Source organism: Enhygromyxa salina (assembly GCF_000737335.2).
In the GTDB taxonomy this organism is placed as follows: Bacteria; Myxococcota_A; Polyangia; order Nannocystales; family Nannocystaceae; genus Plesiocystis; species Plesiocystis salina_C.
The window spans coordinates 15,210-38,152 of sequence record NZ_JMCC02000058.1 but is presented as its reverse complement, the minus strand read 5'-3'; the positions used below and the strand labels follow the sequence as shown (position 1 = coordinate 38,152).

The 22,943-nt window shown below is 66.4% G+C and carries 18 protein-coding genes; 8 read left to right on the top strand and 10 right to left on the bottom strand.

Going from position 1 to position 22,943, the window contains the following annotated elements:
• Positions 1 to 22: 22 nt before the first annotated feature.
• Together DB30_RS21690 and DB30_RS21685 are read left to right on the top strand one after the other, a co-directional pair.
• Positions 23 to 2,074, top strand: a complete 2,052-nt coding sequence (locus tag DB30_RS21690; protein ID WP_240480298.1) for a CocE/NonD family hydrolase — start codon at positions 23 to 25, stop codon at positions 2,072 to 2,074.
• The gene (locus DB30_RS21685) at positions 2,071 to 4,281 is read left to right on the top strand and encodes a tetratricopeptide repeat protein (RefSeq protein ID WP_146660019.1); all 2,211 of its coding nucleotides are present in this window, start codon (positions 2,071 to 2,073) and stop codon (positions 4,279 to 4,281) included. Before DB30_RS21690 ends, DB30_RS21685 begins: the two co-directional genes overlap by 4 nt.
• Before the next feature lie 21 nt (positions 4,282 to 4,302).
• Here DB30_RS21685 and DB30_RS21680 read toward each other — a convergent pair whose 3' ends face one another.
• From DB30_RS21680 to DB30_RS21665, 4 genes are all read right to left on the bottom strand, one after another.
• The gene (locus DB30_RS21680) at positions 4,303 to 5,094 is read right to left on the bottom strand and encodes a hypothetical protein (RefSeq protein WP_146660017.1); all 792 of its coding nucleotides are present in this window, start codon (positions 5,092 to 5,094) and stop codon (positions 4,303 to 4,305) included.
• 209 nt (positions 5,095 to 5,303) lie between these two features.
• The gene (locus DB30_RS21675) at positions 5,304 to 7,172 is read right to left on the bottom strand and encodes an MYXO-CTERM sorting domain-containing protein (RefSeq protein ID WP_052552004.1); all 1,869 of its coding nucleotides are present in this window, start codon (positions 7,170 to 7,172) and stop codon (positions 5,304 to 5,306) included.
• A 13-nt stretch (positions 7,173 to 7,185) separates the two neighbouring features.
• Positions 7,186 to 7,839, bottom strand: coding sequence for an alpha/beta fold hydrolase (locus DB30_RS21670; RefSeq protein ID WP_146660015.1), 654 nt, complete (start codon positions 7,837 to 7,839; stop codon positions 7,186 to 7,188).
• A 69-nt stretch (positions 7,840 to 7,908) separates the two neighbouring features.
• Entirely contained in the window at positions 7,909 to 8,391 is a 483-nt protein-coding gene (locus DB30_RS21665) for a hypothetical protein (protein WP_052551998.1), read from the bottom strand.
• Positions 8,392 to 8,519: 128 nt separating this feature from the next.
• Between DB30_RS21665 and DB30_RS21660 the strand changes: the two genes are divergently transcribed.
• Together DB30_RS21660 and DB30_RS21655 are read left to right on the top strand one after the other, a co-directional pair.
• A complete protein-coding gene (locus DB30_RS21660) occupies positions 8,520 to 9,434 on the top strand; it encodes a mechanosensitive ion channel family protein (protein ID WP_052551993.1) in 915 nt (304 codons plus the stop codon).
• Between the two features lie 56 nt (positions 9,435 to 9,490).
• A complete protein-coding gene (locus DB30_RS21655; protein WP_052551981.1) occupies positions 9,491 to 10,324 on the top strand; it encodes a glutathione S-transferase family protein in 834 nt (277 codons plus the stop codon).
• Positions 10,325 to 10,375: 51 nt separating this feature from the next.
• On the opposite strand, the gene DB30_RS41565 is transcribed toward DB30_RS21655, so the two are convergent.
• From DB30_RS41565 to DB30_RS21645, 3 genes are all read right to left on the bottom strand, one after another.
• The gene (locus DB30_RS41565) at positions 10,376 to 11,017 is read right to left on the bottom strand and encodes a hypothetical protein (protein WP_205633035.1); all 642 of its coding nucleotides are present in this window, start codon (positions 11,015 to 11,017) and stop codon (positions 10,376 to 10,378) included.
• 118 nt (positions 11,018 to 11,135) lie between these two features.
• The gene (locus tag DB30_RS42390) at positions 11,136 to 11,276 is read right to left on the bottom strand and encodes a CU044_2847 family protein (RefSeq protein ID WP_276204370.1); all 141 of its coding nucleotides are present in this window, start codon (positions 11,274 to 11,276) and stop codon (positions 11,136 to 11,138) included.
• 164 nt (positions 11,277 to 11,440) lie between these two features.
• Entirely contained in the window at positions 11,441 to 11,680 is a 240-nt protein-coding gene (locus DB30_RS21645) for a hypothetical protein (RefSeq protein ID WP_052551978.1), read from the bottom strand.
• 139 nt (positions 11,681 to 11,819) lie between these two features.
• Here DB30_RS21645 and DB30_RS21640 point away from each other — a divergent pair, with 139 nt between their 5' ends.
• The gene (locus DB30_RS21640; RefSeq protein WP_146660013.1) at positions 11,820 to 12,980 is read left to right on the top strand and encodes a hypothetical protein; all 1,161 of its coding nucleotides are present in this window, start codon (positions 11,820 to 11,822) and stop codon (positions 12,978 to 12,980) included.
• Between the two features lie 933 nt (positions 12,981 to 13,913).
• Here the strand turns inward: DB30_RS21640 and DB30_RS21635 are convergent.
• The 3 genes from DB30_RS21635 to DB30_RS21625 all read right to left on the bottom strand — a co-directional run bounded on the left by DB30_RS21635 (position 13,914) and on the right by DB30_RS21625 (position 18,431).
• On the bottom strand, positions 13,914 to 14,456 hold the full coding sequence (locus DB30_RS21635) for a hypothetical protein (protein ID WP_146660011.1): 543 nt from the start codon (positions 14,454 to 14,456) through the stop codon (positions 13,914 to 13,916).
• A 12-nt stretch (positions 14,457 to 14,468) separates the two neighbouring features.
• Positions 14,469 to 16,679: a serine hydrolase domain-containing protein gene (locus DB30_RS21630; RefSeq protein WP_165703880.1), complete on the bottom strand. Its 2,211-nt coding sequence runs from the start codon at positions 16,677 to 16,679 to the stop codon at positions 14,469 to 14,471.
• A 570-nt stretch (positions 16,680 to 17,249) separates the two neighbouring features.
• Positions 17,250 to 18,431 (bottom strand): zinc-dependent alcohol dehydrogenase, encoded by a 1,182-nt coding sequence (locus tag DB30_RS21625; protein ID WP_052551971.1) that lies wholly within the window; start codon positions 18,429 to 18,431, stop codon positions 17,250 to 17,252.
• Between the two features lie 487 nt (positions 18,432 to 18,918).
• Between DB30_RS21625 and DB30_RS21620 the strand changes: the two genes are divergently transcribed.
• The 3 genes from DB30_RS21620 (at position 18,919) to DB30_RS21610 (ending at position 22,922) form a co-directional block, all read left to right on the top strand.
• Positions 18,919 to 20,157 (top strand): molybdopterin-dependent oxidoreductase, encoded by a 1,239-nt coding sequence (locus tag DB30_RS21620; RefSeq protein WP_052551969.1) that lies wholly within the window; start codon positions 18,919 to 18,921, stop codon positions 20,155 to 20,157.
• 60 nt (positions 20,158 to 20,217) lie between these two features.
• On the top strand, positions 20,218 to 21,129 hold the full coding sequence (locus DB30_RS21615; RefSeq protein WP_052551967.1) for a mechanosensitive ion channel family protein: 912 nt from the start codon (positions 20,218 to 20,220) through the stop codon (positions 21,127 to 21,129).
• Between the two features lie 260 nt (positions 21,130 to 21,389).
• Complete coding sequence (locus tag DB30_RS21610; RefSeq protein WP_146660008.1) at positions 21,390 to 22,922, top strand: hypothetical protein; 1,533 nt, start codon at positions 21,390 to 21,392, stop codon at positions 22,920 to 22,922.
• Positions 22,923 to 22,943: the final 21 nt, after the last annotated feature.

The window sequence follows — 22,943 nt, the reverse complement described above, 5'->3', positions numbered from 1 at the left end:
GGGGGTCGGGTAGCATGTCGCGGTGAATCGTCCGACCCGGGCTCCTGAGATTCTGTTCGGCTTGGTGCCGCTGTTGGCGTTGGGGCTTGGGTGTGAGCGCACGCAGGCCAGCGCGGTGCCCTGTGTGCAAGCGCCCGAGGTGGCGACGGCTTCGGCGGTGGAGCCCGAGACCCCCGACCCGAGCGCGGACACGGCCAAGTGGATCGCCAAGCACTACGCCAAGCGCGAGGTCCGAATTCCGATGCGGGATGGGGCGACCTTGTTCACCACGATCTACTCGCCCGGCCCGGCGCTGCGGGCCGACGCGCCCGCGCTGCCGATCATGCTGTTTCGCACGCCCTACTCGATCGGGCCCTACGGCGAGGCGCTGCCCGACAAGCTTGGCCCGCAGCCCGCGATGATGCGCGACGGCTACATCTTCGTGTACCAGGACGTGCGCGGCCGGTTCATGTCCGACGGCGAGTTCGTCAACATGACTCCGCACCTCGACGAGAAGACCGGGCCAACCCACATCGACGAGAGCAGCGACACCTACGACACAATCGCGTGGCTGCTCGACAACGTGGAGGGGCACAACGGCAAGGTCGGGCAGTGGGGGATCAGCTACCCGGGCTTTTACGCGGCGGCTGGGGTGATCGATGCCCACCCGGCGTTGCTCGCCGTGTCACCCCAAGCTCCAATCGCGGACTGGTGGTACGACGATTTTCATCATCACGGCGCGTTCTTGCTGCCGCACTTGTTCAACTTCATCTCCAGCTTTGGCCGGGCCCGCGACGGGCACACCCAAGAGTGGCCCGAGCGCTTCGACCACGGCACGCCCGACGGCTTCGAGTTCTTCAAGCGGCTGGGCCCGGTCAGCAACGCCAACGAGCGCTACTTTCACAATGAGATCGCGTTTTGGGACGCGGTCATGCAGCACCCCAACTACGACGAATTCTGGACCAGCCGCAATTTGTTGCCGCACCTCGAGCGGGTGAGCGCGCTCGGGCCCGCGGTCATGACCGTGGGCGGGTGGTTTGACGCCGAGGATCTCTACGGGCCGCTGCACGTTTATGCGGCGCTCGAGCGCGCCGACCCAAGCGCCCACAACAGCTTGGTCATGGGCCCGTGGCAGCACGGTGGTTGGGCGCGAACCGACGGCTCGAAGCTGGGCGACGTCTCGTTTGGGGCCGCGACCTCGCCCGTGTACCAGGCCGAGATCGAGCGCCGGTTCTTTGCGACCACGCTCGGGCACCCGGTCGCGGCCGAGTACGAGGGCTGCGCGGCGCTGCCCGAGGCGTTCATGTTCGAGACCGGCAAGAACCGCTGGCGCAGCTTCGAGCAGTGGCCCCCGACCACCCAGGCGCGGACCCTGTGGTTTGGCCCAAATGGGTCACTGGGCGAGCAGGCCCCCGTGGAGCGGCAGCGCAGCTTCGACGCGTTCATCAGCGATCCAGACCACCCGGTCCCGTTCACGACGGCGATCGCCAAGGGCATGACCCGCGAATACATGAGCGACGACCAGCGCTTCGCCGCCCGCCGCAGCGACGTGTTGGTCTACCAGACGCAGCCGCTGACGCAGCCGCTGACGATCGCCGGGCCACTGAGCGCGCAGCTGTGGGTCTCTACGGATCAGCGCGACGCAGACTGGATCGTCAAGCTGATCGACGTACTGCCCGATGACGCCCCTGATCACGAGGGCCTGCGCGCGGGCATGAGCATGGGCGGCTATCAAATGATGGTGCGCAGCGAGGTCATGCGCGGGCGGTTCCGCGAGGACCCTTCGGTGCCCAAGCCGTTCAAGCCAAATCAACCAACCGAGGTCACGCTGCCGCTGCAGGATGTTCTTCACACCTTCGGGGTGGGGCACCGCGTGATGGTTCAGGTCCAGAGCACGTGGTTCCCGCTGGTGGATCTCAACCCGCAGGGGTGGGTCGACAACATCTATACCGCCCGCGAGGCCGACTTCGTGGCGGCGACGCATCGGGTCTATCACGACAAAAAACACGCCTCCGGGCTTCGGTTTGGCGTGCTCCCGCCGTTTGAAGGTGACCAGTCTCCGCGCTGCCTCGTCGGGGAGGGTGCGGCGCAGTGATCGAGTCGAGGACCGGAGCCCGCTCGCTCTCGCTAGCTTTGTTCGCCCTGGCCCTGGCGGTGGTTGGCTGCACCGCCGAACAGCGCGATCGGGACGCCGGACAGGAGCAGGCCGCCGCCGCCGCCGCGAGCGGACCGCCCACCTTCGCGGCCGACGTCGCGCCGATCATCTATGACAACTGCTCGGTCTGCCATCACGAAGGCGGCGCGGGTCCGTTCACGCTGCGCAGCTACGACGACGTCAGCGACCACGCCCAGCAGATCGTAGAGGTGACCGCGAGCGGCTACATGCCCCCGTGGCTGCCGCGCGAGGGCTACGGCAACTTCGTGGGCCAGCGGCACCTGAGCGCCGCCGACAAGCAGGTGCTGGCCGACTGGGTCGCGGGGGGGCGGCTGCCCGGTGACCTGTCGCGCACGCCCAGCTTTCCCAGCTTCGCAGCCGGCTGGGAGCTTGGCGCGCCCGATCTCGAGCTGCAGGCGGACGCCGCCTACGAGCTCCCGGCCGCCGGCAAGGACATCTATCGCAACTTCGTGATCCCCGTTCCGCCGGGGCCAACGCGCTTTGTCCGGGCCGTCGAGCTCGCCCCTGGATCACCCAAGGTCGTCCACCACGCGGTCATGCGCCTCGACGTCGAGGGCGAGGCGAAGCGCCTCGACGCCGCCGACCCCGAGCCCGGCTTCGACGGCATGGTGTTTGGCGGCGCGACCATGCCCGGCGGTCACTTCATCGGCTGGACGCCCGGGCGGACCGCGGATCCGGGCAGCGACGAGCGATCGTGGCAGCTGACCGGCGGCACCGACATCGTCGTGCAGGTCCACCTGCGCCCAACCGGAAAGCCGGAGCTGATCCAGCCCAAGCTTGGGCTGCACTTCGCCCCGGGCCCGCCGACCAAGCCGGCGCTGGCGATGGTGCTGTCCTCTACCGCGATCGACATTGACCCCGGCGACAGCGACTTTCGTGTGAACGACACATTCGTGCTGCCCGTGGATGTTCGGGTGTTGAGCGTCTACCCCCACGCGCACTACGTTGGCAAGCAGCTCGAGGGCTTTGCGACCCTGCCAGACGGCAGCCGCCAGTGGCTGGTCAAGATCGACGACTGGGACTTCAACTGGCAGGACCAATACCGCTATCAGCACCCGATCGCGCTGCCCAAGGGCACCGTGATCACCATGGATCACCGCTACGACAATTCGGCCCAGAACCCGCGCAATCCGTTCTCGCCGCCGCAGCGCGTCGTGTTTGGGGCCAACTCCACAGATGAGATGGCGGAGCTGATCCTCGAGGTCGAGCCGGTCAATCCGGCCGAGCTCGGCGTGCTCGATGAGGCGTCGCGGCAGGCGTGGCTGCGCGTGCAGATCCAGACGATCGCCCGGGCCCTCGCCAAGCAACCCGACGACCCGGAGCTCCACGCCAACTTGGCCGCGATGCTGTCGCACGCCGGCCGCCACACCGAAGCCCGCGAGCACTACGAGGCTGCGCTGGCCCAGCGCGACGACGCGAGCACCCGCGTGGAGCTGGCGATCGTGCTGGCGGCGCTCGACCAAGTCGAGGCCGCCGAGCTCGAGCTCGACGCGGCCTTGCGGCTCGAGCCCACGCACGCGCGCGCGCACCTGGTCCGCGGGAATCATCAGCGGCTGGCCGAGCAGTTCGCCGCCGCCGTCGCATCGTACGAGCGCGCCGTCGCTGCCGATCCCGAGCTCGTCGAGGCTCACAACAACCTCGGCGTCGCCTACGAGAAGCTCGATCAGCCAGCGCGCGCAGCCACGGCGTTCGGGCGCGCCGCCGAGCTGTCGCCTGGGCGCGCGCTGTTTTGGGAGAACCTCGGCCGCGCGAGCGAGGCGGCCCAGCAATACGACGAAGCGCTCGCTGCCTATCGGACCGCCCTGAACTGCAACATGAATTCGTTCAAGGCGATGCGCGGGCTGGCGTGGCTCTTGGCCACCCACGCCGATCCAAGCACGCGAGACCCCACCCAGGCGCTCGCGCTGGCCGAAGCGGCCGGGCGCGCGACGGGGTTCCGCTCACCCGAGGTGCTCGAGGCCCTCGCGGCGAGCCTCGCCGCCGCCGGGCGCTTCGAGCCGGCGACCGAGGCGATCGGGCGGGCGCTCGAGCTGGCCCAGATCGCCAAGCGGCCCGACTTGGAGGCCCGCTACCAGGCGCACGCGGCGTTGATAGCGAAGCGCCAAGCCATCGTGCTTGGGCCGTAGACGGTCGCAAGCGCCCGAGCTCTACGGGGTCTCGATCCCACTTGGCACGTCGATTAGCCCAGCCGCCTGCAGCCCCTCTTCGCGGGGGACCGGAAACACCCCATATTTATAGAAATCATGCATGTCCCTGACCAGCAGCGCCCGGCTCGTCTTGTGAGGCCGCGCCATGTCGAGCTTGACCTCCTGCCCCAACACCCCAAGCAGTAGCTGCTCCATCTCGAACTTGCTCAACACCCGCCCGGTGCCGGGTCGTGGCTTGTTCGCGTTCATGAGGTTGTGAGCCATGACCGCAGGCATCGCGTCACTGTCAACATAGAGCTGCGCGGCGTCCGGCGTATGCAAGAACGCATTGTTGATCACCGTGCCCTTGAGCGATGGCCGAATGGACCAGACAAACTCGTTCAGCGCGATCTGATCGAATTGCCCGGTGCTCAGCACGCCGGTGTTCACGCCGTGCTTGAGCCGAATGATCAACCCCGTGTTGACCGCGTCGTCGTTGAAATCCCCGCGGACCAGATTGTACAGAGCCTTGTACCAGGGCCCAGACAAATACGCGATCGTCTTGACCCCAACTGGGGGCAGCCCCAACGCCCTCGCCCAGCGGGCCAGCGCCTTCTTGTCTGTCCTTGGCAGCGCTTTGTGACCATAGGTGAGCTCGCTGCGCGAGGCGTCGAGCATTGGGCAGCGAATCCGCCCGGTCCTCAAATGGACGCCGCGGGCCTCTAGCTGGGCAGCCCGAGCGGCGCGGAATTCAACAGACACCTCGCGATAGCCGTCGGGGTTTGTCTCTACCTTGCGTTTGACGATGGGCATGGGGCGCGCTCCTGCTTGTTCGAGGTACCATATGGCGAGACGAGGGTCGCGACGAGCAAGCCCAGGCTCTCAGCGCGAAGCGACCGGCGGTCTGCGTCGCTTGGTCAATGCTCACGGCTGAGCACGGTACCCTGAACGGCAAACATAGCAGTGAAATGCCGTCGGGCGGGCGTGGAGTCAATCATTGCTGCGCGTCAGCGCACGATCGCTCATTCACACCGTCGAGACCGATGGCCGTTGCGCAGCAACCCCAGGAGCCCGAGCAGCGCGAGCATGGACGCTGGCGAATTGGGAGAGTTGGGACCGGCTTGGCAATTGCAACCGTCGCCATCACCCAAGCCAGGACCGCCGCCGGTCTCGCCCCATGTGCTGGTGTCGGCACCGTCGGTGCCACCGTCGGTGCCACCGTCGCCCCCACCCTCGTCCGAGCCCGTGCCTGCGTCCGCGCCTGAGTCCGCGGTGTCGCCGTCGCCATCACCGGGATCGCCGTCGCCGTCGCCGTCGCCGCCGCCAGCGAAGTCGATGTCGGCGAACGCCACGCTCTGCTCGTTCAGCGGATCCTCGCCGACGCAGCTGACGTAGTCGTAGGCCCACGTCGCGACCAAGAACCAGCCGTCCGGTGTGAGCGGTTGCCCCACCGCTTCGACGACCATGGTGACCTCGCGCCCGCTGCCCGCTGCGATGTTGCCAAGCTCGACGCCGCTGACGAGATCCCCGGTGGTCACCGCCTGCTGGTTGACGTCACCCGGGATGTCGTCGACCGCGAACGACACCAGCTCGAGGCCCTGACCGAGCGGCGCGGTGAACATGAGATCGGACGCCGACACGTCACCCTCGTTGAGCAGCTCGAAGGTGATCGTGGTCTGGTCGCCGATGCCGATCTCTTGGGGTGAGACGTTGGCCGAGTTGCCGTCCTGGAAGTCGGGCGAGCTCACGTCGATCTCGAAGGCCGCGAGCACGGGCATGAACGAGTCGCCGGTCGTGACCGCCCGCAGCACCGCCGAGGTCTGCCCGGCGCTGAGCTGGTTGGCGGCAGACGACAGCGGCAGCTTGGTGATGTCCCAGCCCTGCCGACCGCCGACCACGTTGACGCCCGCGAACGCGTCGTGGTTGGCGTCGCCGGCGGAGCCTTGGGTGTCGAGCTGGCCGTCGACGCCGTTGATCTGCGAAGCAAAGAAGTTGTCGACCGGGTTGTTGGGGCCGGACAGCGACGCGAACGGGCCATTTCCGGTTGGGGCGATCTGGAAGGTGTCGCCGGTCCGGTTGGCGTCGCCCTCGATCGCGCTGATGACCACGCCGCCTTCGACGGTGCCCGCTGGGGGCGTGCAGAAGCCCGAGACGGGGTAGTCCTCGGTCGCGTCTTCGTCGACGAACTGCCCGCCCACGAACACGGTCAGGTTGCGGGTTGGCGCGTCGGACGAGCGATACACCACGACGAGGGTCCACCCGGCCGCGTTGAGCTGCTCGATCGAGAAGTCCTGCGTGGCCGGGACGCCAGTGACCGTGTAGGTCGCCGACTCTTGCTCGATCACGAACGCGGTCACGTCGGCCGAGCGCATGTAGTAGTTGACCGCGAAGCCCTGGGCCGCGAACCCGGCCAGGGTGACCGCGGTCTGGGGTGAGGGCACCGCGTCGAAGGTCATGCCGTTGGCCGCGAGCGTGACGGGCACGTCGAGGTCCGCGCTCACGTTCTCGGTCCCGTAGTTGTAGCTGCCACCCCAGACCAGCTCGGCGTAGAGCACCTCGACGCCGGTTGAGCTCTGCGGCAGATCGAGCACGGCCGAAGACCCGTTGAGCGCCCAGCTCGAGGTGGTGCCCGGACCCCAGGGGTTGCCAAGGTTGGCCGGCGAAGTGTCGAGCTGCTGCGCGTCCGGGCTCAAGAAGGTGCCGATCGAGTCACCCACGCCCGGCCCGTTGGCGGCCGGTTGCTTGGACAGGCCCAAAGTGTTGCCAGTGCTGACCACACCGCCCTTGGCCGTGACGGAGAACCGCAGCTCGCTGGCCTGCGCGGGTGCAGCGAGGGCGAGGGCGAGCACCGTGACTCCAAACGCGGACAGGACCAGGCGGCGAGGCTGCATGACCGCGAGGATATCAGTCCTGCATTTCCGAGCCGGCGAAATGGGACCCAGCTGGGGCGAGAGCCGTAGTAGGGTCCCGCACCCTGGACTCGCACCCCGAGCCCCGCGAAATTGGGTGGCGGTCAGCGAGGTCGTGGCCGAACACGCGCGCGTGGCGTTCGGCCGTGGCGTCGAGGTCGCCCTGAAGCGCGGAACTCGGTGCGATCAGGCGCAAGAACGCCAGCCGCCGCATGCGTCGGGTCCCGATCGCCGCGCGCAGGCCCAGCGCGAAGCTGCGCGGGCCCAGGCTCACCGCCTCCTTTCCAGTGGTGAAGGTACACAGCAGACCCAAGCTCGCGACGCGATCGGGGTGATCCAGGGCGAGCTGGTGGGCCAGGATCCCGCCCATGCTGTGCCCAATGACGTGGGCTCGCGCGATGCCCAGGTGATCGAGCACGGCGATGGCGTCGTCGACCATCTGGCCGATCCGCAGGCCGCCGGGGGCCGCACCGCTGTCGCCCAGGCCGCGATTGTCGACGGCGACGCACTGCCAGCGATCGGAGAGGGGGTCCATTTGCGGGGCCCACACCAGTGCGCGGGCGCCAACGCCTTGCAGCATCAACACCGTTGGGCCAAGTCCGCGGACTTGGAAGGCGATGGTCGTGTCCGGACGTCGTAGCTGGCCCACGCCGGAGTCTAGCGTGGGCGTGTCCAAGCCGCTGGCGATTGGGGACGTCCAACTAGATGGTCATGAGCGTCAGCCAACTCGCCACACGTGGGCGGCGATCCCCAGTCCAACGTTGGTGGCGTTGGCGGCGATCATGACCACGCCCACGCGCCAGAACAGCAGCTTGATCGCGGGGAGCTCGGCTGGCGTTGCGAAGGTCCGGCGCGGCCACAGCACCCACGACACGTACGCGAACGAGCCGGCGCTGACACAAAACAGGGCGATCTTGGCGGCGTAGATGACCAGCCAGCCCGGCTCGCGGACGATCGCGTGGCCTGGCCAGACGCTCAGGGCCACACCCGAGGCCAAGATCGCCACGATGCCGGAGAAGACCTTCCAGCGGGCGCCGTGCACGACCGTGAAGATGAAGTCCTCGAAGTCGGTGTCACGCTTGAAATAGCGCTCGGCGCCCGGGTGCAGCACGAAGATCGAGAACACCATGACGCCGACCCAGACGCCGCCCCCGAGGACGTGGACCGCGAGCAGCATGGATTCGGCGACGCGGTCCCACATTGCCGGCACGATAACAAGCGCGCCGGCCAAGCGGGGCGGCTTGGGTTCTTCGCTGTCTGAACGGGACAGTCCGATGGGAAACGTGAGTGGGGTCTGGCGCAAGCCGCGAGTAGAGGTAGTGTCCCGCCATGGACGTCACCGCGGTGAAGGCCTGGTTGTTCAATCCCACGGTCGGGAAGATCGTCGCGGCGATCGTTGCCGTGATCTTGGCGCGCGGGCTGGCGATCGCGCTGAGCTCGAGCGTGCTCGGGCGGATCCATGACACGACCGCGCGCTACCGGGCGCGCAAGATGGTCGCGCTGGTCAGCTACCTGGTCGCGGGGGTCGTGATCACCGTGATCTTCAGCGACAAGCTGGGCGGGCTCACCGTCGCGTTTGGCGTCGCGGGTGCCGGCATCGCGTTCGCGCTGCAAGAGGTGATCGCGAGCTTGGCCGGCTGGGTCGCGGTGATGTTCGGCGGGTTCTATCGGATCGGGGATCGGGTCCAGCTCGGGGGGATCCGCGGCGACGTCATCGACATTGGGGTGATCCGCACCACGATCATGGAGATCGGCGAGTGGGTGAAGGGCGACCTCTACACGGGTCGGATCGTGCGCGTGGCCAACAGCTTCGTGTTCAAGGAGCCGGTGTTCAACTACTCGGGCGATTTTCCGTTTCTGTGGGACGAGATCATCGTCCCGATCAAATTTGGCAGCGACTACGCAGAGGCCCGCAAGATCCTGCAGGACATCGCGACCGAACACCTGGGCGACTACGCGACGCGAGCGCGAAGCACCTGGGAAGCGATGGTCACCAAGTACGCGATCGAGGACGCGCAGATCGATCCGATGGTGACGGTGGTCGCCAACGACAATTGGGTCGAATTCACGCTGCGCTATGTCGTTGACCACAAGCGTCGCCGCGGAACCAAGGACGTCCTGTGGACCGCGGCGCTGGCAGCGTTCGATGCGACCGAGGGTCGCGTGGGCATGGCGTCGATGACGGTGCACCTGGTCGAGACCCCCACCTTCGACGTGCGCATGCTGCCCCAGCGCGCTAGCTGAGCAGGTGCTGCACCCAAAGCTGGACGCTGCGGCGGGCCCGGTCGTAGCATGCGGGCGTGGACTCGCTCGTCCTGTATCACAGCGCGTTCTCGCCCAGCGCGCTCAAGGTCCGGTTTGTGCTCGAAGAGCGCGGGCTCGCGTGGGAGGGGCGGCTGCTGGATCTGATGGCCAAGCAGAACCTGCAGCCGGAGTACCTGGCGATCAACCCAAGAGGCTTGGTGCCAACGCTGGTGGTGGGTGGGCGCGCGGTGATCGAGTCGGCGGTGATCTGCGAGTTCCTCGAGGACTATGTGGACGCCGAGGTGGGGGCACCTTCACTGCGGCCGAGCGATCCGTTCGCGTGCGCCCGGATGCGCGTGTGGATGAAGGTCGCCGACGAGGACTTGCACTGGGCGACCGGCCCGATCCCGTTCGCCACGCTGGGTCGGCTGCAGTGGCTGGGGTTGAGCGAGGCCCAGCGCGAGGAGCTGCTCGCGGCGACCCCCGACCGGGCCCGCGCCGCCGCGCAGCGCAGCCTGTTTGAGCGGGGCCTCGAGGCGCCAGAGATCGACGTCGCGCTCGCGACCTGGGCGCGGACCTTGTCCGAGCTCGAAGCGGCGCTGACCGAGCACGAGTGGCTCGCAGGCGCTGCGATCTCGCTCGCGGACTTCAGCGTGGCGGCCCACGTTTACATGCTCGACTACATGCAGCTGAACTGGGCCTTCGAGGCGCACCCGCGGCTGCGGCGATGGTACGAGCGAGTCAAGCAGCGGCCGGCGTTTGCGCGCTCGTTGGATCCGTACTTGCCGGCCCCCGTGCTGGACTTCATCGCTGCCCAGGCGGCCGCGGTGGGGCCCGGGCTGAGTGAGCGGTTGGCGGCGGCGAGCCTCGCCGCCCAGCCGCGGGGGTGAACGCCAACGCGGAGCGGGCCCACGTTGGCGAGCGACTGACACTCGCTGCGGTCAGCGAGCGCGGCGCCTGGCCTTGGCCTTGGCCTTGGTTTTAGCTTTGGCCTTGGTTTTGGCTTTGGCTTTGGCCTTGGCTTTGGCTTTGGCCTTGGCCCTGGCGCTCGCTCGCGCTTTCGCGTTCGTGACCGGCTTGCGACGCGGCCAGTCAGCGCCGGACATGTAGGCGTCGAATCGGGGGATCCACAGATCGAAGTCTGCGTCCAAGCGCGCGTGCAAGTCGGTGTCCATGAGCCCCTGCCTGGCGAAGTGAGCGGCGGCGCCCCGGATCGCGGCGATGATCTTCATGTGGTCCCAACCTTCCATGATCCCGCCCATGCCCAGCGTGTCGAACAGGATCTCGTAGGCGTCAATTCCCTCCCACGTGAAGGGCTCGCGGCCCTCGAGCCCAAACGCTTCGCCGCAGGCCCGCAACGCTGGGGCCGACAGCAGCGTGAAGACCCCGAATTTGGCGAGCTCTGTCTCGTGATCGTCGTTGGGATAGTTGCGCCGGACCCACTCGTGGGCCGCGGGCCGGTGGAGTCGCCACCAGTCGCGCTCTTCATCGGGCGGCGGGACGAACGACCCGACGATGTGCTGCATCCGCGCGGGCGCTTCGAGGGTGGGGGAGAGGTCGTGGGAGGACTGTACGGAGCTCATGCCAGGGCTATCGGCCCCCGCCCCGCCCGTTTGCAGAAACTCGAGAGTTTTTTTCGGGCTCGCTTCAGGCCCGGCCGCGCGGACGTCGGCCAGCTGCGCTGGATGTGCTCGACCGAGCTCACGGCTTGGCGCGATCCCAGGTCGTCGTGATCTCGATCGCGCCCGATGCCGTGCCCTTGGCGATGTAGAGGTTGCCCTCGGCCCCGGCCGCGAGCGAGAATTTCATGGTCACCGTGGTCGGGCGGCTGGACGCGGGCAGCTAGAGCGCCGATCAGTTTGGAGTCGCGGCGTCAGGTGCGTCTGGGGCCGTTCCTGCCTAGGAGGGAGGCCGAAGCTGTATCCGGCATACTGCGAGCGCCGACCGACAACGGCAGGGGCGGTCCCAGATGTGCCTGGCGTCGTGAATTCAAACTGATTGGCGCTCTAGTCCATGGCCTCGGCGAAGCACAGCGCTGGAGTCACGATGAGATCGGTGAGGGTCGTGGTGCCGACCTCGGTCAGGTGCTCACCGATCTCTTGTAGCTTCTCGCGGGGGCCCCGCATGGGGCCGCGACTGGCCGGCTCGTAGGGGCTGCTGACCTTGGCGCCGCCGTCTGGGGACTCGACCTGAATCGAGATGGTCGAGTGGTTCGGGGGCCTGCCGCCGGCGTCGTCACTTGTCACCGGTCGATCGGGCCACAGCTGTGGCGAGGGTGTCAACTACGAGAAGCCGCAACGAGTCATGAGTAGGCAGGCTTGGCTTCGCGGCTGTACCATACCGCTCATGCGTACCCTGACCTGGTCAACTGGTATCGGTTCTCTCGTGGTTCCTGCGTTGTTGCTCGGCGTGTTCGCGCTGACGCCAGCGAGCGCTGCGGCGAGTCGGGTCGTGTTCGTGAACACCGAGCCGGTCACGATTGAAGCGGGGACCAATGATCCGGCGGCCGACAGCGTCAGCGTCAACGGCTACACCCAGACCGACTTTGACGGGTGGGTTGGCGCCACGGACGAGCAAAAGCAAGACCTGCTCGCGCTGCTGAAGGACGTGAGCGTGCCCTTCGACATCATTTACACGCTCGAGCGCCCGGCGATGGGGCCCTACGACATGGTCGTGTTTGGCAGCGCCGAGGACCACATGAGCTCGTTCGGCGGGACGTGCTCGGTGCAAGTTGGGCTGTCGGACTGCGGCGACGCGAGCGGGGTGTCGATCGCGTTCGCGTACTGGGGCTGCCTGACGATGGATCTGCACCTCGACACCGAGCGGGTCGCCTTTCACACTTTGGGTGCGCTGGGCTACGGGTGGGGGTTGGAGAACATCGCCGGCAACGGTCAGGTGATGTCGTCGTGGAGCAACTCGGCGCTGAAGTTTGGGGAGGCCTGCGCGAACATCAATGGCGGCTCGAGCTGTGCTCACGAGGGCTGCGAGATGGGGCAGCAAAATAGCAGCGCGGACTTGATCGCCAACCTTGGCGCGCGCGTGGACGATGGGCCGCCGGAGATCGTCGTGATCGAGCCGCAGCCGGGCGCCGACGTGACGTCGCCCTTTGATGTGGTGGTGGAGGTCAACGATGGCTTTGGGGGGATCACGGCGCAGCTCGAGGTTGTCGGGTTGGGGGCGCCGCCGGTCGTCGATGCGGAGTATCCCTACCGCTGGAATAGCCTGGATCTTGGAGCTGGGCCGAGCGCGCTGACCTTGTTGGTGACGGCGACGGATGCGGACGGCAATGAGGTCTCAACCGAGATTCCAGTGTGCTTGGGGGGCGGGTGCCCGGAGCCAGGGGATGGTGACGGCGACACCGGAGACGGTGACGGAGACGGCGACGGTGACACGGGCGACGGCGATGGCGGGGAGACGGGCGGCGGCGACACGGCGGCCGCGGACGCGGGCGACGGCAAGGGGTGCGCGGTCGAACAGCGCGGGGTTGGGTTCGGCGGGCTGTTGCTGGTTGGGTTGGTTGGGTTGGTTCGGCGGCGTCGGGGTTGATCCTCGCGATCCGGACGGCGCGGGTGTGCTGCTCGATGGGCTTGGCGCCGATGTGATCCACTTGCCGTATCCGGCCCGGAGATCGAGCTCGCTGACCGCCGAGCCATCTCGCCTCAGCGACGCCTCGAGCTGGGCCCGCTGCTCGACCACCTTCCCGGGTTTGATCCCCCCACTTTGATCTGAGCCATCTTGGCCCGCGTCGCCGGGCTCACCGCGCGCACGAGCGCGGCCCCCTCGTGCTCGACAGTCAAAAATGACCTCGGGAGGGCCCGTTTGACCGCCTCCGCGCGCCGAAAGGGCCTCGATTGGCTACTTTAGTTGCCAGATGCGCCGCGATCGACGCCTCTGGAGGGCCAACGAGGACAACTCGGCTGGGCTTCGGGTCGCGCCGGCCCCCCCGAATTCAGAGCTGAGTGCGCATCGACGCCCGGCCGAGGCGGTTGAATTCGGGGTCGGCCGAAGTCCTGGACCTTCCGAGGGTCGCTTGGTGGATCCCGCCGGTCAACCACCTACCGGGCCAGCGAGCGTTGGCCGATCGCGTCGTCTCGCGGGGGCCCTCGCGGGGGCCTGATCGCCGACCCCGGCGTCGCGCTGGGCCCACGCCTGGTCCAGATCTCGGCCCAGGAGGAAAGTCTTGTAGCCGACGAAGGGTGGCCGCGCGGATCGAAGCTCGAGCCCTCGCCTGAGCTGGCTGGCGTGGCGAGCAGCGTTGGGACAAACCGGCGGGGGCGCCTTCATCGGCCCCGCCACACGGCAGGTCCGGTACTGGGATCTCGGGAGGAAGGTCGGCGGGGGCGCCTTCATCGGCCTGGTCGCCGCAATTGGGGCACGGCATCGGGGTGCGGCATGCAGAAGTCCCCGCGGTCAGAATGCCGACGGCCATCAACGTGAGAGTCTTGCTGAGTGTGCTGCGCATGGCGTGTCCCGCCCGTACTACGGGCCGCAGCAGCACTGGACGTTGGTGGAACTGAAGTCGTCGCTCTCCCAGGGGATCTGCTCGTCACACGAACCCGTCATCACACCGATGGGTTCGAAATGCTCAGGAGTTTGGCAAGGGTTGAAGTCGGGGGTGTAGAGCAAGAGCGCTGTGAGGCCGGAGCAGCCATTCGCAACGCAGGCTTCTCCGCCGCCGGCGCAGATCTCTCCGCAGGTGCTGAACACGCCGCTACCGACACAAATCGCCCAGAGCGGCCCACACTCTCCCTCGAAGCAGGTGCCTGCCTCCCACGCGGTGCCCTCGTAGTGTAATGGGCATTCGTTGCCACAGCTGCCGCAGTTGTAGCTGTCGTTCATGAAGTCTGCCCCGCCACACGGCAGGTCCGGTACTGGGACCTCGGGAGGAAGATCGGCCGGAGCGCCTTCATCGGCCTGGTCACCGCAATTCGGGCACGGCATCGGGGTGCGGCAGGCAGAAGGCGCCGTAGTCAGAATGCCGACGGCCAACAACGAGAGAGTTTGGCTGAGTGTGCTACGCATGGCGTGTCTCCATCAGTAGATGTATCCGCCGCCCCAGATCGCGCATTCGTTGCCCGAGACCGTGGCGAGGTCATCGCCACACGGAAATTGCTTGCCGAGAATGCTGGTGCCCCACACCCCCGCTGGAGTTTCGAGGAGCGGGTTGACGTACTCGCTGAAACCATTCCCCCGCACGTTGGTGAGTACGACCACAGTGAAGTCCCACCGGCGATTGTGCAACACGGTGGCCATGCTGCCATCGCTGCCGCCTGCCATGGCGACCCAGTTCCCGCGCACGTACCACCCGAGCCCGTACGCCCACCCCGCGGCCCTGTCCTGCTTCATGTTCCACCACTGAGGATCCCACAATTGCCCCGCGGTGCTTTTTGGCATCAGGTAGCCATGTTGGACGAGGGTGCGGATGAGTACACCTAACGATTCGCCGTCTCCGTGCCAGCCGCCCGCGGCGAGCGGCGCGCCGCCCATGTAGACGCGACCGGCATAGCGATTGACGGCCGAATAGGCGGGCGCGGACGGGTCGATGGGGCCCACGTTTTCGGCCCAAGACGGCTGGTCGCCGCTACTGGGCCCGGGCACAGACTCGGATGCCAGACGCGGCGTGGCTGGCGTGCACGTCAGAGGGTCGCAGGTGTACGGGTGCGCGTCGTTGATCAGGTAGCTACGCAGCCCGGCCTGAGTGGGCTCACTGACCGCGTTGCGGTGGCCTGGGTCTGGATAGATCTCTTGGTCGAGGTTGAGCGGCGCCAGCAGACTATCCCGAACGTAGCTGGCGTAGGGAACGCCGGACCGGATGCGGACGAGCTCCCCGAGCATCGAGAACCCGGGGTTCGAGTAGACAAACAGGCCGAGCTGACTCTTTTGGTATGTGGCGAGGTTCCAGTAGCTATCCTTCATCACGTTCAGGTGACCATTGGTGACGTAATCATACATATCCTGCCCATCGATCGGGTAGGGCAGGTTCGTCTTCGTGTGATCACCGTACGACGCCGGGGTAGGGTTGAAGCCCCCAAGGTTTTGCAGGACCTCCGCGATCGTCGGCACCGTGGCCATCTCCTGGACCCCCGAGATCCCCGCCGCCCCCGCAAAAGGTGCCGTCAGCAGGATCCCCTGAATGTCCAACTCCCGCACGACCGCCGCCGCTGTGATCGACTTGCTCACGCTCGCCAGCGCCATCGGAGCGTTCAGCTCGGTGTCTGGATAGTTCGCTGGCGCGTAGGTGTACGCCCGATTGAGCACGAGATCGTCCCCCTCGAACACATGCAGCGTCCCGGATGGCCGGAAGAACGTACCTTCTTTGGAGTCACCCGCCAAGGTCATGACTTGGATGATCTGATCCTCCAGGGGCGCATAGCGTGCGGCGAAGGTCGGGCTGCTCTCGTCCAATGTGTCACCCACCGCCACGCGCAGGTACGGCTCGCTCCGCGTCCACATGCCCACGTAGCGCTCAACCCCCGCGTCTTTGTAGGCACACGCGTTCTCGAGGTGATAGCCCTGCTGGCGCCACCCGATGTCTTGTTCGTTGAACAGCGTCTCATCCAGGTTTTCGCGGATCTCCAGGCGCAGTTCCGGCGAGCGCTTGACCCACAGGATGTTGAACACCGGCTCGTGCGCGCGGTCCTCATACGTGCGACGAACCGGGTAATACCCGTTGTCCCACTGGGTGGTGATCGTGTCCGCGAGCGTCGCCGCGGTCTGGCCAAGCGAGACCGTCCAGTCCGAAGCCGAGACCCCGTCCTGGACGAAGATCGCTGCATACTCGCTGGCGCCAGCGCGACGCCTGCTCGAGATTGAGATCGGTCGCCATGCGCTGTCCTCGAGGGCCTTCAGCAGGATGTTGAACGCGCCGATCTGCAGGCCGGCCGTGATCCGCCAGGGCGCCGGGTTGTTGTCGTAGGTCCACACAATCGTCTCGCCGACTTGACCGCCGGGCAGGCTGAATGTGTCGATCGATGTTGGTCGTGGCGCGCCGTGCCGCGACGGGCCATTTTGCATGATGCTGCTCTCGAGGATCGTGCTGCCATATATGTGGGTCTTCGTCTCCGTTCGATAGTTCGCGTCATCGTCCGAAACATAGACGGAGCGGTCCGTGATGCGCAGCTCGCCCGCGGCCGTGAGAGAGACCTGGGCATCGATCGCGGTCGGCCTAAAGCCGTTTCGGATCTTGTCACGGTGGCTCTCGACAAAGCTCCAATCGACCCCCGCAGCCAGTTGTGAGCCGGTCACGCTCGTCCTGTAGTCACGGGCTCGCAGGTCATAGCGAGAATCATGCACGAGGCCGTTCCCGAGCGTCGTCGGCGCGGTCCAGGTCGAACTCGGGTCGGGGGCACCTGGCGGGTCGCCGCCCTCGCCGTCCAATGGGTCGATCGGCTCGGCTTCATCAGGTCCTGCGGTTCCCCCAGACTCTGCGGTGCCCCCGGCCGAGCTCGCGGGTTCATCGTCGGTGCAACCCAAGACCAGCACCAACACCGCTCCGACAATGAGATGACCGCGCGCTTGGCCCTTCATCACTGGGACAACTACGGCCGCCCCATGGGCTCGGCAAACGCAGAACCTACGCTCGACGTTTTGGCATTGGGTCTACCGGTTGGAGTGAAGCGAGCTAGCCCCGAATCAAGCGCTGCGCGGACGAGGTCAACTACATCGCCGACAAGATCGGCTGGGGGCAGCTCGCCAACTTCACGTTCATCTCGCTGCCGAACGACCGCACCCAGGCTGGGTGCGTCGTCGAGGATGACGACTGCGTCGCCAGAACACGGTCGGTGACGGTGGTCCCCGCCGATCAGCGCGCTGCGATCACGGCCTGAGCACCACCTTCACGCAACTATCCTGCTTCTCGGCAAACAGCCCATAGCCAGTGGTTGCGTCCTCGAGCGGCAGCCGATGCGTGACGATCGCGGTAGGGTCAATCTCGCCGGCGATGATGCGCTCGAGCAGGGGCCCCATGTACCTGTGCACGTGGGTCTGTCCCATCTTCCAGGTGAGGCCCTTGTTCATCGCGGCGCCCATTGGCACGGCGTTGAGCAGGCCGGCATAGACGCCCGGGATCGACAGCGTCCCGCCCTTTTGGCAGCACTTGATGATCTGCTGGATCACGTAGGGTCGGTTGATCCGCTTGCTGATCCCAAGCGCGTCTCCGAGCCAGTCGAGGGTCTCGGACACGATCCCGCTGCCGTGCGCCTCCATGCCGACAGCGTCGATGCAGGACGCGGGTCCGCGCCCGTCGGTCATGTCCATCAGTCGCTCATAGACCTCGTCGGCGTCGAAGCTGTCGATGGTCTCGGCGCGGCCGTAGGTTCGCGCGAGCGCGAGCCGCTCGGGGACATGATCAATGGCGATCACCCGTCCCGCGCCGAGCATCCACGCGCTCTGGATCGTGAATTGGCCGACCGGGCCGCAGCCCCACACCGCGACCGTGTCGCCAGGTTGGATGCGGGCGTTCTCAGCGGCCATGAAGCCCGTCGGCAGGATGTCCGAGAGGAACAGCACCTGCTCATCGGACAGCCCTTCGGGGACCACCAGCGGGCCAACGTCAGCGTAGGGGACGCGCACGTACTCGGCCTGGCCGCCGGAGAAGCCCCCCGTGATGTGGCCGTAGCCAAACAGCCCCGCGGTCGCTTGACCGAGGAATTTGCGGGCGAGCTCTTCGTTGGGATTGCTGTTGTCGCACAGCGAATACAGCTCTCGCGAGCAAAAGTAGCATTGTCCACACGAGATCGCGAATGGCACGACCACGCGATCTCCGAGCTTCAGCCGGGTGACGCTGGGGCCGACCGCGACGACCTCGCCCATGAACTCATGACCAAGAATGTCCCCTTTGTGAAGCGTGGGGAACAGGTCATTGTACAGGTGAAGGTCGGAGCCACAGATCGCCGTGGCGGTCACGCGGACAACGACGTCTCCAGGGAGCTCGATCGTGGGGTCGGGGACCGTCTCGACGCGGACGTCGTGTTTGCCGTACCATCGTAGCGCTCGCATGTTCTTCGCTCCTCATCTGGTTCGTGATGATGGTGTGATACGCGTGTACAGAGCAGCGCCTGTCTGGGCTGATCTCCGCGCGGTCACGTACATCTAACTAGCCGTGTGAGGTGAAGCGTCCAGATCGAAGCGTCGGACAGCGGCCGCGCGGGCGCTCAGGAGCCGCGCGAGGTCGAGCGGCCCAGTCGCTGCGCATCAACCGGTCAGGTCAATCTAGACCCAAATTAAGCGCTGAATTGGAAAATATGAATGATTTGGGGCTAGTACGAGCCGACAGGCGAGCGTTTGGGGTGAGCGAAGGGGGCTCCGCCGCCGAAGCGAGGGGGCTTTTGAAAGCCCCCTTGAAGACATAGTAGACCCGAGTCGAGCGCGCAGCGCTCGAGTCGGTCTAGACCATCGCACTCCAGCCGCGTGGTGCAATGCTACGAGTCTCGAGTGAGCGCTGGCTGGATGGAAACAACGCGCGAGAGCGGGTACCCTGGCTTCGATGCGTCCCCAACCTCGTCGACAGTTCCTGTACCTGTGCGCGGGCGGGGCGACGACGCTGCTGTTTGCGTGTACGCCGGACCCCGGCGCTGACATCGACGAGGGTGGAAGCACCGACACGGGTGAAACCGGCGACGGCGACGGCGACGGCGACGGCGATCCAGGAGCGTGCTCCGATCCCTTCGCTGGCGGCGTCCTGCTCGGGGTCATGACCAGCTTCGAGGGCGAGGGCCAGACCTCGGTGGGAGATCCCCAAGGTCAGGGATTGGACGGCCGGCTGGCTCTGGATCTGGGCACGCTCGAGGCCAACACGCTGATCACGGCCAACCAAGACTTCTTCGTTCGCACCGCGCTGCCGGATCAGCTCGACCTTGGCCAAGCGTGGAACCTGCGGATCTCGGGCCTGGTCGACGCCGAGCTCGACCTCAGCCTCGAGGCGCTCGCCGCTCTACCGCAGACCTCGCGCGTGGTGCTGCTCGAGTGCTCGGGCAACGGCAATAATCGCGCGTTCGGTCTGATCTCGGCGGCTGAGTGGTCCGGCGTGTTGGTGTCGGAGATCCTGGACATGGTCTCGATCCAAGCCCAGGCCACGGCGGTGTTGATTCAGGGCTTCGATCAGCACTCGCAGCCCTCGGCCAGCTCGACGCCGGGCTGCAGCTGGGTGTTTCGGTTCGCGGAGCTGGCGGCGGCCGGGGCGATGTTGGCGACGCACATGAACGGCGAGCCGCTGCCGCCAGATCACGGCCAGCCGCTGCGGCTGATCATCCCGGGCTGGTACGGCTGCTGCAACGCCAAGTGGGTCGACTCGATCCGACTGGTCGACGACACCGAGCCCGCGACCGCGCAAATGTTGGAGTTCGCCACGCGCACCCATCAGACCCAAGCCCACGCGCTGGCGGCCGACTACGCGCCGGGGATCATGCAGCAGGCCGCGATGCCCGTGCGGGTCGAGCAGTGGGAGGTCGACGGCCAGCTCATCTACAAGATCGTGGGGATCATGTGGGGTGGCACCGAGGTCACCCACGCGCTGGCGATCCGGTTTGATGGCGGCGCGGCGGTCCCCGTTCAGGTCTGCCCGGCTCACGCCACCAACGACACCTGGACGCTCTGGTCCTACGCGTGGAGCCCCCCGGCGGTCGGGACCTACGAGATCACCATGGCGATCGACGATCCAGAGATCCCGACGGTACGGCTCGACAGCGGGTACTATGCCCGGCGCATCACCATCGAGATGGTATGAGCCACCAGCATCACATGCAGACCGTAAAGATCGTCGGGACTCGCGGATGCGGAGGCCACCATGAATGAGCTGTGGAACACGCACCTGTTCACGCTCGGCACTCAGAACATCATGGTCGGCACGCTGGTGTCGATCGTGCTCTACCTGGTCGTGCTGGCGGGGTTCACCCAGTTCATCAAGCGCAAGCTGGTGTTTCGCCTGTTTCGCCGCTCACACGTCGACCCTGGGGTGCAGTACGCCACGGCCCGCATCAGCTCTTACGTGCTCTGGATTGTCGGCTTGCTCTCGATGCTTCCGTGGTTGGGGCTCGAGTTCAAGAGCATCATGGTGGCGCTCGGTGCGATCGGCGTTGGCCTTGGCCTTGGTCTGCAAAACCTGGCGGACAACTTCGTCAGCGGTCTGGTGCTGCTGTTCGAGCGCCCGGTCAAGGTTGGGGATCGGGTCCAGCTCAACGACGGCGTGCAGGGTCAGATCGTAGGGATCCACGCTCGCGCAACCGTGATCCGCACCAACGAGAGCATTGACATTCTGGTCCCCAACTCCGAGTTTGTCAGCCAGCGGGTCACCAACCTCAGCTTGAGCAATCGCCTGGTCAGGTTTCGGTTCCCGATCGGCGTGTCGTACTCGAGCGACGTCGAGCAGGTCCGCGAGGCGCTGCTCACGGTTGGAAACGCGAGCCCGTCGCTCGCGGCTGGACAAAAGCCCGACGTCCTGTTCTTGGGCTGCGGCGACTCGAGCCTGAATTTCGTGCTGCGGGTCCCTTCGGACACGATGCTGCATACACCCGATGTGTTCGCAACGCAGATCTACTTTGCGATCTGGGCTGAGTTTGCCCGGCGCAAGATCGAGATCCCATTTCCACAACGGGACTTGCACCTGCGCAGCACCACGCCGCTCTCGGTCCAGCTGCTCGAGCCGGGCAACCTTTCATGGTTGCAGAATCAGGTAGCGAAGCCGCCCGCCGATCGATAGTTGCCGAATTGGCGAGCGCCCCTACATGCTTCGCAGTGCGGCTGCTAGGCCCAGATCAAGCACTGAATTGGAAAAGCTGAATGATCTTAGGCGAGTACAAGGGCCGACAGGCGAGCGTTTGAGGGTGAGCGAGGGGGCTCCAGCGAGGGGGGGCTGAAAGCCCCTTGAAGACCCAATAGGCCCGAGTCGAGGGCCCAGCGCTCGAGTCGGGACTAGGCGCTGTTGTGTCCGCGGCGTACCATCGGGGCCTGGTGACGTTCATGCGAACTGACAAGTTGCGAGCTGTAATCATCACGGGGACCTGCGCTGCGTTCACGGTGGGCTGTGCCACCGGTGAGTCCGACGATGGCGACCCCTTCTTGACGTTGACCACGCAAAATCCCACGACCAACGGCGACGGCGACGGCGACCGTGACACGGGCACGGACGGCCACCCCGACGACGACACCGGCGACAGCTCGCCGCCGGATCCCGCCTGCGACGACGCGCAGATGAATCAAATGGAGACCGACGTCGACTGCGGCGGTCCCAATTGCGATCCCTGCGCGACCGGCCTCGCGTGTGTGATGAACAGCGACTGCCAGAGCGACAGCTGCGTCGGCAACGTCTGCATTGATCCCTCGTGTTCAGACGGGGTCGAGAACGGCGATGAGACCGATGTCGACTGCGGCGGGCCGGCGTGTGATCCGTGCGAGGACAACCTTGGCTGCGCGATCGCTGCGGACTGTCTGAGCGGGGTGTGCTCGGGTGGCGTGTGCTCGCCGCCCGCGTGTGGCGACGGCGTCATGAACGGCGAAGAGACCGACATCGACTGCGGCGGCACCTGCCCCGGCTGCAGCGAGGGCGAGCTGTGCGAGATGGACCTGGACTGCCTCTCGCAGTTCTGCGACGGCAACACCTGCGCGCCCGCAGACTGCCTGGTCGACGGCGACTGCGACGCGTTCAACGGTGACTGCACGACGGGTGTGTGCAACGTGGACAAGGTCTGCGAGTCGGCGCCGATCAACAACAACGGCGCCTGCGACGACGGCAACCTGTGCACCTCGGGCGAGGTGTGCTCGGCGGGCGACTGCGGCGGCGGCATGCCGCTCGACTGCAGCCAGCTGAGCGACGCGTGCAATGTTGGGCTGTGCAACCAGGACAACGGCCAGTGCGTGCAACAGTCGGCGAATGACGGGAACCCCTGCAACGACGGAAACCAGTGCACGGTCGCCGAGGTCTGCAACATTGGCTCGTGCGTAGATCCAAACGCGCCCGGCTACGTGTTCGCGGAAGACTTCTCGGACAACTCGGCCGGCTGGCAGCTCGGGCTCGAGTGGCAGATCGGCCCGGCGCTGATCTCCAACTGCGCGTCGGCGTGTCCGGGCAACGATCCAGCAACGGACCACACCCCAAGCGGGGACAACGGGGTCGCGGGCGTGGTCATTGGCGGCTGCGCGACAACGGCAGTTCACGCCGACTACTGCATCACCAGCCCGATCGTGAACACGGCCGGGCTCGGCAGCGTGTGGCTGACCTACTGGCGCCACCTTCACGCCGACTACTCGCCGTACATGGTCTCGAAGGTCCAGGTGTTCGACGGCAACATCTGGCAGCAGGTGTTCACGACCGGCGCCAGCCCGTGCACCAACGACGTTGGCTGGACAGAGATGGGCCACAACGTGACGGCCTACAAGAACGCAAACTTCCGGGTCCGCTTCTGTAACAGCATTGGCCAGGCCGGCGCCTTCACGAGTGGCCAGTGGTCGATTGACGATGTCACGATCGGGCCGGCCCAGTGCACGCCAGGGTGAGCGAGCTGGGTGGTGGGCTTG